Source organism: Desemzia incerta, assembly GCF_900115825.1.
GTDB lineage: Bacteria > Bacillota > Bacilli > Lactobacillales > Carnobacteriaceae > Desemzia > Desemzia incerta.
Genome location: NZ_FOXW01000007.1, coordinates 120,155 through 131,459 on the forward strand (window position 1 = coordinate 120,155; position 11,305 = coordinate 131,459).

Sequence of the window (11,305 nt, forward strand, 5' to 3'; positions counted from 1 at the left end):
AGGAAGGAACGATTTACTGAAGGAAGTTATGTATTCATTCTATTCTGGTTATTAAAATAAAAAAATGGAAAATTATAAAATGAAATGCATATACAAAAACGCATTACCAATGTATTGAAAAAACTTGGGTATACGATCAATCATAAGAAAGTCTATCGTCTCATGAAAAAACTGAATTTAAAGTGTATTAAATTTATGCAGAAATCTGATTGCCTATGGTATACGTAAGCGACCGACCCTAGACTTAGTCACTAAGCCTTTGGTAGAAGTCATTGACATCCTCAAAGAACACGCCACAGTTCGTATACCGACTCATTCCGATCAAGGCTGGTATTATCAGCATAATTGTTGGGTCGAAACTGAAGAAAACAACGTTTTTCAGAGTATGGTTCGCAAAGCGACTTGTGCCGTTAACGCCGCAATGGAACATTTCTTTGGTATTCTCAAACAAGAAATGTATCATGGGGGAAGATCAGCTCATTAGGAAGAACTGGAGTCAAGGATTGAGGAATATATTGACTAGCATAATCATGTTCGATCAAAAGCAAAATTGGCTGGCTTAAACCCGGTCGAATACCGAGATCAAGCCAGCCAATCAGCTATAGAATAAAACTCTAACTTTTAGGGGTCAGCACCTATAAAGCTAATGTTTGGGGTGTATTTGCATAGGGTTACTCTTGTAAGAACTCTTTTAAGGCTTCGACAATTGGAGTTAATGGTTTGCCTAATGTTGTTTCAAAATCAGTTGATGTTACATCCAATTCCCCATTACGAATATCGTTTTGGATCATTAAGATAAAACCAATCACTGGTTCTGGAACACCATTGTTGCTTAATACAGTCTCGTAGTCTGCATCATTCATAGCCACAACATCAAATTCTTTACCACTAGCAGATTTAAGAGCTTCGGCTAATGCTGCATAAGTAATAGGAGTACCTGACAGCTCTAGAATTTCTGGTGCAGCTGCTTTTCCGGTTAAAACGTTGACAGCAGCTTCAGCAAATTCGCGTTTCAATGCCCAGCCAGTTTTTCCTTCTCCAGCAGAATACGTAAAGGGATGGCCAGCTGCAGCTGCATTGAGTGTGTCTGTTTCGTTTTCTAAATACCAATTATTGCGTAAAAAAGTATGAGGGATTTGAGATTCCGCAATGAGTTGTTCCGTTAAGATATGATCTTGGGCTAAAGGACTGTTAGATACAGAGCCTCTTGGGAAACTAGTGTAAGCGATAAACGATACACCTGTTTCTTTAGCCGCATGGACAACGTTTTTATGCTGTTCACCACGAGAAACAGCTCCGCCTGGCTGCGAGGACACGAAAAGCATACGATCGATTCCTTTAAAAGCTGGTATCAAACTGGCATAATCACCAAAATCAGCTATGCGGACTTCGACCCCCTGATCACGAAGTGCAGCAGCTTTTTCCTCCGTTCTCGCTAAAGCCACGATGTTGTCTAAACCTACTTGTTCTTTCAAGTAGCCTAAAGCATAAGTTCCTAATTCTCCTGTTGCACCTGTCAATAAATAGTTCATTTTGTACCAACCTTTCTCTTTGTTAGACTTATTTTCATGAGAAACTTGTTTTTTTCAGGTTCTAACATTATGATAGAACTATAAGTTACTAATGTAAAGTAAGCACTTTTTAGTTACTTAGTAACCAAAAAGCAACTATTGTGAGGGGAAAGAATTTTTGATGCGAGATGAATTAACAGCATGTCCAGTAGAGACGACTCTTTTGTTGATAAACAATCGCTGGAAAGTATTGATCTTAAGGGAACTATTAGATGGTACTAAACGATTCGGTGAATTAAAAAAAGCAATCGGCAGTATTTCGTCAAAAGTCTTGACGTCCCATTTGCGCTCTATGGAAGAAAGTGGATTGGTGGATCGCGAAGTTTTTGCAGAAGTACCGCCACATGTTGAATATACGCTGACAGAAACCGGAAATAGTTTGAAGCCTATTTTGGACGCCATGAAAGAATGGGGCACAGACTATCAAGCAAAGATCAATTCCGAATTAAAAGAAGCAAAAGACAATTAAAACACCAGCAAATGTAAATCAAAAAGAAGAACTGCATATTATAAGCGCAGTTCTTCTTTTTGTATTAAAAATCGTAGTCTTCATCTGCCATTGATTCAGCATTTCCCATAAGATATCCAGCTCCGACTTGTGAGAAAAAGTCATGATTCGATGTTTCAATTGAGATACCATTCATCACAATAGGGTTAACATCATCTAAATCAGCATGTTCATAATAAGCCGGGAAACCCATATTTTGTAATGATTTATTAGCATTATAACGAACGAATGTTTTAACGTCCTCTGCAATACCTATTTGGCTATAAATTTCTTCAGTATAAGCCAACTCATTTTCCATCAGATCTTCCAACAGCGGGTACATCCAATCTAATAATTTTTTTTGTTCTTCTTCAGGCAATTCATTATAAGTTAATTGGAATTTATACCCTAGGTAAGTACCATGTACTGATTCATCACGGATGATCAATTTAATAAGCTCAGCTAAGTTAGCCAGTTTATTACTGCCACGGTACCACAATGGAGCAAAGAAATTACTGTAGTATAAGATACCTTCTAAGAATATACTTGCAATCTTCTTTTGCAAACCATTACCAGTTTTGTAAATATCATTAATGCGTTTTGCTTTGTATTGCATCCGTTCGTCATTATTCATCCAATCATAAATCTCACTGATGCTTTTGATACTGTTCAAAGAAGTTAAGATCGTTCCATAACTCTTTGCATGTATGGATTCCATAAACAAAAAATTATTAAGAACAGCAGCTTCTTTATGAGTCCGGACATCCTCTCGCATAGCGTTAACACCTTCTTCAGATTGCAATGTATCTAGCAACGCCAGACCGCCAACGACCTTTTTGATAACGTCTTGCTCAACAGATGAAAGTTCTCGCCAGTCAGCTAAGTCGTTTGAAACAGGAACACGAGTGTCTAACCAGAATTGTGAGGTTGCTTTATCCCAAACGTAATCGTCTAACTCATCTTCAATTTTATTCCAATTTATTACCTTATGTTTTGAAATCATAGGTAGTTTTCCTCCTTAAAATAGAATCCAGTATGTTAACGCTTGAATATGGATATATTTGTTAAAAGTCGTAATCATCTTCAGTCATTACATCGTCTTTATCAACTTGGAAACTGATGCTTGATTGATTGCCTGCTTCATGATGAGTTGCTTTAGTCAAGATCGTATTGATGGAATCAATATGAGGATTACTTGCACTTATTTCAGGGTATAAAGGATCGAAACCCAAACTTATAAGTGTTTTATCAGCTTGTTGTCGAACAAAATCTTTAACCTCCTCAAGCCAATCGGTTCCATGATAAATTTGTTCTATATAATCTAATTCATTGTTTACCAGATCAATCAACAAATCAAAGGTCCAATCTCTCAAATAGGCTTGTTCTTGCTGAGGCAATTCAGAGAAGCCTAGTTGAAACTTGTGACTGATATAGAAGCAATGTAAAGATTCATTCGCGAGTACTAACTGAATAATTTCAGAAACGTTCGTAAATCTCTTCTGCGTCCAGTACAGCAATGGAGCAAAGAGACCACTATAGGTTAAGACGCCTTCCAAGATTAAGTTGGCTGCTCGCTTTTGAAGCATACTTCCCGTTTTATAAATGTCAAGAATACGGTCTAATTTGTATTGAAGTTCTGCATTGTTATCAGCCCATGTTAAAACATCATCAACTTCTGTCGGCTCATTAAATCCTATAAGAATGGTGTTATAAGCTTTAGCATGAACCGATTCAATAAATTGAATGTTATTGTAGATAGCAGCTTCCTGTTGAGTGTGTTTTTCTTCTTTGATTACCAAATATCCTTTCTCTGATTGAAAAGTAGCTATTGAAGCTAATCCAGCCAACGCTTTCATAAATACTGCTCTTTCATTTTCCGGAAGAGCTTCCCACTGTTGTTTTTCATTTGTAACTGGGATTCGAGTATCCAGCCAAAATAATGACGTTAATTTCTCCCAAGTTGAATGATCTAAATGATCTTCGATTTCGTTCCAATTGATTGCCTTGTAATGTAAGTAAGACATAATTTTCCTCCTATTAAATCATGCATGATTCACAAGAATTTGCCATTGTAAACTCATCATCTTCGGTGTAAGTCCGGATATAGTAAAGTGATTTGATCCCTTTTGTCCAAGCGTAATTTCTCAGACGGTTCAAATCTCTAGTTGTCAGTTTTGGTGAAGCACCTGCTTTCCATTCATATAAACCTTCAGGAAGTATGGAACGCATAAATAAAGTCAAGCTCATACCTTGATCGATATGCTTTTGAGCAGCGGCATAAATATCAATGATTTTACGCTGATCAAAGTCATAAGCTGATTTGTAGTATTTAAGAGTCTTATTGGAAAGGAAAGGTGCTGGATAGAAAATAGACCCCACTTTTTTCTCTTGACGATTCTCAATAAGTTGAGTAATTGGATGTAAAGATGCGCTCGTTTCGTTTACATATGAGATAGAACCGTTGGGCGCAACCGCTAAACGATTTCGGTGATACAAGCCATACTGATTGATTTTTTCTTTTAGTTCTTTCCAATCTGCAACAGTTGGCAATTGGATGTTAGCAAAGATGTTTTTTACTTTTTCATTTGCTATCGTGAATTCATTTTCTAAGTAAGAATCAAAGTATGAACCATCAGCATATTTGGATTTCTCAAATCCATAAAAGGTTTCTCCACGTTCTTGAGCTATTTGGTTACTTGCCACCAAAGAATGATAGTTTAAAGCTAAAAAATAAGCTTCAGTGAGCTCGATGGATTCTTTTGAACCGTATTCAATCTGGTACAAGGCTAAAGCGGTATGCAATCCCATAGCGCCTAAACCAATCGTATGGTACATAGAGTTGCCTTTGCTGACAGTTGGTACTTCTAGCACATTGCTCGAATCTGTGACAGTTGTTAACGCACGAACTGCCAAATGAACTGATTTAGCAAAATCAGGGGATTGCAGCATATTCATGATATTGCTTGAGCCTAAGTTGCAGCTGATATCTGTACCAGTTTGTTCATAAGATAAGTCAGCATTAAGTATCGAAGGTTCTTGTGGTTGGAGAATCTCTGAACATAAGTTGCTCATAATGATTTTTCCATCCACAGGATTTGTATTGTTGGCTGTATCAATATTTAATATATATGGATAGCCGGATTCTTGTTGCAAACGAGAAATCTCTTGTTCCAATTCGCGAGCATTGATTTGAGTTTTCTTGATATTCGAATTCGCGACCATGTTGTCATACTCAGCAGTCAAGTCTATGTATGAGAACGGGATACCATATTCCTTTTCTACACTGTAGGGACTAAATAGATACATCGGTTTGTTTGTTTTTATCAATTCATAATATTTATCAGGAACAACTAATCCCAAAGAGAGCGTTTTAACACGTATTTTCTCATCTGCATTTTCTTTCTTAGTTGACAAAAAACCTAAAATATCTGGATGGAAAACATTCAGGTAAACAACTCCTGCGCCGTTACGTTGCCCAAGTTGGTTACTATAACTAAACGCGTCTTCTAGCAGTTTCATTACTGGAAGAACGCCCGATGAAGCATTTGAGATATCTTTGATTTGATCGCCAGCTGATCGGATATTGGATAGATTGACTCCAACTCCGCCACCAATTCGAGAAAGCTGCAAAGCAGAGTTTACTCCTCGGCCAATTGAGAGCATGGAGTCGTTAATGTCAATTAAGAAACAAGAGATCATTTCCCCGCGTTTTTTCTTTCCGGCATTTAGAAAGGTAGGTGTAGCTGGCTGGTAGCGTTGCGAAATGAGCTCCTCAACAAGTTGGACAGCTAATGTTTTATCGCCGTTACCTAAGTACAAAGCGTTGAACGCAATACGATCTTCAAATTGTTCCAAGTATGTTGAATGATCATTTGTTTTCAATGCATACTGTGAATAGAATTTATAAGCACCCATAAAACTCTTGAATTTAAAGTTAGCGGCATAGGCTTGTTTGAATATTTCCTTAATAAATGCAAAATCATATTCACCACTTTCGTCCTGCTTATAAAGCTTTAAGACGTCTAAGTCTATGTAGTTGTTATCCACCAAGAATTCCATTTTTTCTTCTAACGAAGGGAATTTTAAGGTGTTAGGGATAATTTCTTCTTCAAAGTAAGCTTTTAAGGCTTCTTGGTCCCTTTGTAAAGGAATTTCTCCATTTACTGGAATGTTAACAAGATTATTTAGGTAAAAGTAAGTTTTGGCACTTTTGATAGATTCTTTTTGATTTAGCAAAGTATTTCACTCCTAAATGTTTCTAAAGTTTGTTAAGAAATTCTTCTTGCCGGTCAATAATCAAGTTGGCAATCCGTTTTACGTCTGACTGCGTCCCTCGTAATTCAAAGACATCGATTAGCGGAAAACCAAATCTTTCTGCATATTGTTTAGCGCTGAGACAGAATTGATTATTAAAATTTCGATTCCCACTTCCGATAATTCCGTAACAGTATTTAAAGTTATCGTTAGACGCTATGAAATCACCTAGTCTAGTGGTCAAGACTTCTTTATCTCCTGTGTGGATCCCGTTACCACCGTTTAAATAAGTTGGTAAGAAACTGACAAAAGGTTCATCCACTGGAAAAGACTCTCCTTTTAGATCTTTAATATTCAGCGATTCTACAACTACGTCCTTAGTTGTTTTTATGTAATCGCTTAAACATTCAACAAAGTATTTCGTATTGCCGTTTAAACTGATATAAATAATATTTATTTTATCCGTCATTAAAAGCCTCCTTCTATTTCTTGTTAGTTGGTTCTGAACTTTTACAAGCATCTGGAAAACTATATATTGTGCTTTCTGATTTATGTTAACACATTATGTAGTGTTTGGGGAGGTTTTTTAATAAAGATAAAAATGTTTTTTTATCACCTGCTCAAAAAGAATTAGAAGTTCTGGTAAGGCTTATATTCTAGCTGGGATAAATAGATCCATATACTGTAAAGTCTCTTTACACTTTTTAGTTGCAATTATTTTAACTGCTATAAAGCCTGTTTAGGGCGAGAAATATAAACTTGAAACAAAGTGATTACGATAATAAGCAAAATGACATCTTGTTGAAAAAATTAATGCTTGGATTTTAAGGTGAAAGAATAAAAGAAGACAACTATTGTTGGCTTTTTCTTAATTAAATAACAAACTTAAAAAGTGTTGGAATGCTTGTTTACATGAAGGCTTAGAAAAAAATTTTCAGAAAGCTGTAATTATTAGTATTCGGTGACAGGGCAGTTATGTATCAATCAGAGTTAATACTTTACTTGAGAAGTTCTGCTTTATGAGAATATGTTTATTTGGTTAATTGCTTGCTAAGTTGATAATATTTCTAAATCGAGATAATTATATTGACTTACTTCTTTTTATTTGATAATCTTACTATTAGTAAGTTTTGAAAAACAATTTATCTTAAAAGGAGATTTATACATGACACAATTTACAGATTTAATCAAAGAACGCCGTACGGCATACGCAATTGGTACCAACACTGAATTATCAAACAAAGAGATCGCTGACCGCATTCGCGAGGTAGCTCAACAAATCCCAACGGCTTTCAACAGCCAAACAACTCGTTTAGTAGTTGTATTTGGAGAAGACAACGTTAAATTATGGGACCACATCTTAGACGTTCAAAAAGACGTTATGCAAGGCGACATGTGGGAAATGATGTCAGGCGTAATGCAAGGCGCTAAAGCTGGCGTTGGTACTGTATTATTCTTCGAAGACCGCGATGCTGTCAAAGGTGCATTAGGCGAAAACGAACGTGCAACAGTATACAAACAACACCACAGTGCAAATGCACAATACGGTATCTGGTTGGCATTGACTGACTTAGGTTTAGGCGGAAGCTTACAACATATGAACATTGGCTTTGAACAAGGCTTTGACAAATCAGTAAAAGACATGTTCAACTTACCAGCATCATACGAAATGATCGCTCAAATGCCATTTGGTTCAATCGAAGCAGAACCAAATCCAAAAGAATTCATCGACAGCAGCGAACAAGTTCGCGTAGTTGGAGAGTAATCAAACGATTCGCTCTTTGATACTTAAAGCATCTGGCTCCTATAAAAGGAGTTCAGGTGCTTTTTTTCGTAATCATTTTGTTAAATCGTCCAGAGTTATCCGTTGACAGCACATAAGAGCAGCGCCTACAATCCGTGTAAGAGTTGCTTACATATTAAGCATTCATCTGATTCACTGAGGAGGAAAGATGATGGACTTCAACGATGTAAAAGGCGTGGTCAGACAAGGCGAGCTTCCGATTGAGAGTGTGGAAAATCCTTATGGCGATTACTATATCGTCAAGATTAAAAATGATGCCGGATTAACATGGGTTCCGGGAGAACACGGCGTTTATACATTGCCCAACAAACAAATAGAAGGCAGAAAGTACCGCTTGTTTTCGGTAGCTTCGATACCAGAAGAAGGGTTCTTACTGATCGGTACACGAACGGGAAAAGAAACCAGCAGTTTCAAGAAAACGTTAGTGAATATGCAGCCAGGTGAAAAAATCACGATACGAGGTCCATTTGGGTGGATGAAAGTGAAAGACGAAACGTCTCCCATCGTGATGTTCGCGAGTGGGGTGGGGATAACGCCGTTTCGTGCATTGTTGAAGCAGTTGGAATTCGATACTCGTCGTCCGATTGAAGTCGTCTACACATCTTCGAGATACTACCTCTTTGGCGAGGAGATCAAAAGCATCGCGCAGAACAACCCGATGATTCATTTGCACAAAATGACTTCACGAGAAGAAACGACTGCGAAATTGGATGAACTCGCTTTAAAATACGGGGATACCGCCTATTATTTCAATTCAGGATCACCTGCTGTATTGAAGTTCGTCAAAAAACGCTATCGAGAAAAAGGAATCTCTAAAAAGCGTATTGTTTCGGATACATTTTTTGGAGCGAAGTAACGAAACTTTCACTAGTTCTTTCTCTAAAAAAGATTATAATAACAGAGTAAGTACCGAAAGCAAATCAGCGATCAAGGAGATGGATTTCAGGATGGGACTAGAAGACAAAGACTTTATTTTGCGCCAAGTGCAAGAGTTAGCAGAAGGGATCGGCAAATTTCTTGGAAAAGAGTCGATCAAGGAACTGATCAATTACGATCAGTCACAAGAAGGCGCCTTGTCAGATGAGGATATCGAAGCGATTTTACTGATTACGACTATTAGGGATATCCAAGAGAGTGAAGGGCTGTCGGACGAAGACCTGTCAAATGAATTAGGTATGCCGGAAAACGGCTTAGAGAAGTTGTACAATAATGAGCGGTCCGTCACACCAGATGAACTTAACGCATTGCGAGATTTTGTGGAAGAGAAGGAAAGCTGATAGTAAGAAGACGCAAACGCAAGAGTAAAAGCACCATTCTATTGTGGTGCTTTTGATGATCCCGCTGGTAAAGTAAAACTAATACAAATAAATGAAAGCGGTATCTTGTCCGAGGGCGCAACAAATGTTTCAAAAAGAATAGAGCACCCGACAATTTTTGAGCAAGTATTGTCGGGAGAAAAAGTTTTGTATCCTATAGTATGTATACGAGAGGAGAAGAAAATGGACTGGCTGGAGAGAATAAATAGAGCAATGGACTATATAGAGCAGAATTTATCCGATGAAATTGATGGGAGAGAGGCAGCCCGACTAGCCTGTTGCCCTGAATATCATTTTCCCAGGATGTTTTCTGCTCTGACCGGAATATCACTGTCAGAATACATTAGAAGGAGGCGATTGTCACAAGCCGCATTTGAGTTGCAAAATGTTCCTGATGTTCGGATCATTGATCTTGCTCTCAAGTACGGGTACGACTCCCCAGATTCTTTTACTCGGGCTTTTAAAAGCCTTCATGGAGTTACTCCAACGACAGCCCGCAGCAAAGGGGTCGAATTAAAAGCTTTTCCAAGACTTTTCTTTCAAATGACGATCAAGGGAGAGAGTGAAATGGATTATAGGATAGAAGTGCTAGATGCTGATATTGAGATTGTCGGGGTCAAGCAAGAAGTCGTTACACAAGAGGCTTTTCATACTATTCCTAAATTATGGGAAGAAGCGACTGCTAGTGGATTGGTACCGCGTATCATTGAGATGTCTTGGGAAAATCCGCAATGCAAAATGGAAGGAATCTTAGGAGTATGCGGAAAACAAGCCGCAATAACAGACGAAAAATTTGATTATCTTATAGGGTGCCGCTATACTGCTGAATACCCTGGTGACATGGAAAAAACAGTAATCCCTAAAAGTACTTGGGTTGTCTTTCCTAATATCACTGAAGCTTGGAAACGCCTATATACGGAATGGATGCCGACTTCCGGTTACGAATTAGCAGATTTGCCGTGTATTGAGAATTACTTGGCTCCTGACAGAGTTCCAAATAATGAGCTTTGGGTCCCTGTAATAGCAAAGTGATCCATGATTTCAAAAACTATGTTCACAAAGTTGCGAACAACTTTTCCATCATCTGTTTAAATCCATCAAAACATGCTATAATGAGTAGCTTAAGATCACTACGATAGTAATAAAGAACGGATGCCGAAAAGCCTCCGCTAGTGATATATATGGAGGTGTAAGAGAATGCAAAAACGATGGACGATCGGTGAAATCAAAAAGTTTGTTGAAACCAATTCAGACAGCAAACTATTGACGACAGAATACCAAGGTTTTTCTCAAAAGTTGGAATTTGAATGTGCATGCGGCAATAAATTTGAAAAGACTTTTAAGAAATTTAAAAACAATCACCAACGCAAATGTGATGTTTGCCAACCGCCAAAAGCTTCACGCTAAAGCATAAATAAAAAGCCGATTTCTCTTTAAGAGAAGTCGGCTTTTTTAGCATCATTAACTAGTCCTGAATAATTCATACTTTTTATAAACTACCAAATTTTATAATTATCTGTTTAGTTTTATGCTCAATGGCTCTTTTTCTTAAAAATATTTTTCTAAAGGGTTTAATTTATTTTTGCTAACTGATTAAGTTCAAGAAAGACCTCATTTTGGGCGCACTCATCCTATCGGATGGTTAACGAATTTTTTTGAATGGCGCAATAAACGCAACTAACACTGCAGTACCTGAATGTTTTGTAGAATCCGATAAAATAGCTTTTGGTAAACATGGTAACTACTTAATTTCAAGTATTGTCTTCTTCCGGAATGAACTATCTTTCCAGCAATTTTAAAGAGAAATAAGCGAATAGTAGAAACCTGATACCCTTTCGTTTCATTGGTAAAACACAATGTTCGCATGAAGTTC

The 11,305-nt window shown here is 37.5% G+C and carries 13 protein-coding genes; 7 read left to right on the forward strand and 6 right to left on the reverse strand.

Annotated features, from left to right (window positions below; all coding sequences use genetic code 11):
* Positions 1 to 84: 84 nt before the first annotated feature.
* Positions 85 to 228 carry an IS3 family transposase gene (locus tag BM137_RS11475; protein WP_092480951.1) on the forward strand — a complete coding sequence of 48 codons (144 nt, stop codon included), beginning with the start codon at positions 85 to 87 and terminating at the stop codon, positions 226 to 228.
* Between the two features lie 443 nt (positions 229 to 671).
* Here the strand turns inward: BM137_RS11475 and BM137_RS09630 are convergent, their stop codons facing one another.
* Positions 672 to 1,532: an SDR family oxidoreductase gene (locus BM137_RS09630; RefSeq protein WP_092480952.1), complete on the reverse strand. Its 861-nt coding sequence runs from the start codon at positions 1,530 to 1,532 to the stop codon at positions 672 to 674.
* A gap of 160 nt (positions 1,533 to 1,692) precedes the next feature.
* Between BM137_RS09630 and BM137_RS09635 the strand changes: the two genes are divergently transcribed.
* Positions 1,693 to 2,040 carry a winged helix-turn-helix transcriptional regulator gene (locus tag BM137_RS09635; RefSeq protein WP_092480953.1) on the forward strand — a complete coding sequence of 116 codons (348 nt, stop codon included), beginning with the start codon at positions 1,693 to 1,695 and terminating at the stop codon, positions 2,038 to 2,040.
* A gap of 64 nt (positions 2,041 to 2,104) precedes the next feature.
* Here BM137_RS09635 and nrdF read toward each other — a convergent pair whose 3' ends face one another.
* From nrdF to nrdI, 4 genes are all read right to left on the reverse strand, one after another.
* Positions 2,105 to 3,061 carry a class 1b ribonucleoside-diphosphate reductase subunit beta gene (gene nrdF, locus BM137_RS09640; RefSeq protein ID WP_092480954.1) on the reverse strand — a complete coding sequence of 319 codons (957 nt, stop codon included), beginning with the start codon at positions 3,059 to 3,061 and terminating at the stop codon, positions 2,105 to 2,107.
* A 61-nt stretch (positions 3,062 to 3,122) separates the two neighbouring features.
* Positions 3,123 to 4,082 (reverse strand): ribonucleotide-diphosphate reductase subunit beta, encoded by a 960-nt coding sequence (locus BM137_RS09645; RefSeq protein ID WP_092480955.1) that lies wholly within the window; start codon positions 4,080 to 4,082, stop codon positions 3,123 to 3,125.
* Positions 4,083 to 4,095: 13 nt separating this feature from the next.
* Positions 4,096 to 6,294 (reverse strand): class 1b ribonucleoside-diphosphate reductase subunit alpha, encoded by a 2,199-nt coding sequence (gene nrdE, locus BM137_RS09650; RefSeq protein WP_092480956.1) that lies wholly within the window; start codon positions 6,292 to 6,294, stop codon positions 4,096 to 4,098.
* Positions 6,295 to 6,316: 22 nt separating this feature from the next.
* Entirely contained in the window at positions 6,317 to 6,781 is a 465-nt protein-coding gene (gene nrdI / locus BM137_RS09655) for a class Ib ribonucleoside-diphosphate reductase assembly flavoprotein NrdI (RefSeq protein WP_092480957.1), read from the reverse strand.
* A 696-nt stretch (positions 6,782 to 7,477) separates the two neighbouring features.
* Here nrdI and BM137_RS09660 point away from each other — a divergent pair.
* From BM137_RS09660 to BM137_RS09680, 5 genes are all read left to right on the forward strand, one after another.
* Positions 7,478 to 8,077 (forward strand): nitroreductase family protein, encoded by a 600-nt coding sequence (locus BM137_RS09660; protein WP_092480958.1) that lies wholly within the window; start codon positions 7,478 to 7,480, stop codon positions 8,075 to 8,077.
* 190 nt (positions 8,078 to 8,267) lie between these two features.
* Entirely contained in the window at positions 8,268 to 8,972 is a 705-nt protein-coding gene (locus tag BM137_RS09665) for an FAD-dependent oxidoreductase (protein ID WP_092480959.1), read from the forward strand.
* Positions 8,973 to 9,063: 91 nt separating this feature from the next.
* A complete protein-coding gene (locus BM137_RS09670) occupies positions 9,064 to 9,393 on the forward strand; it encodes a hypothetical protein (RefSeq protein ID WP_092480960.1) in 330 nt (109 codons plus the stop codon).
* A gap of 252 nt (positions 9,394 to 9,645) precedes the next feature.
* The gene (locus tag BM137_RS09675; protein WP_223156161.1) at positions 9,646 to 10,464 is read left to right on the forward strand and encodes an AraC family transcriptional regulator; all 819 of its coding nucleotides are present in this window, start codon (positions 9,646 to 9,648) and stop codon (positions 10,462 to 10,464) included.
* A gap of 165 nt (positions 10,465 to 10,629) precedes the next feature.
* On the forward strand, positions 10,630 to 10,839 hold the full coding sequence (locus BM137_RS09680) for a hypothetical protein (RefSeq protein ID WP_092480962.1): 210 nt from the start codon (positions 10,630 to 10,632) through the stop codon (positions 10,837 to 10,839).
* Positions 10,840 to 11,109: 270 nt separating this feature from the next.
* On the opposite strand, the gene BM137_RS09685 is transcribed toward BM137_RS09680, so the two are convergent.
* The coding region (locus tag BM137_RS09685; protein WP_177192547.1) for a transposase at positions 11,110 to 11,305 on the reverse strand (196 nt) is incomplete at its 5' end.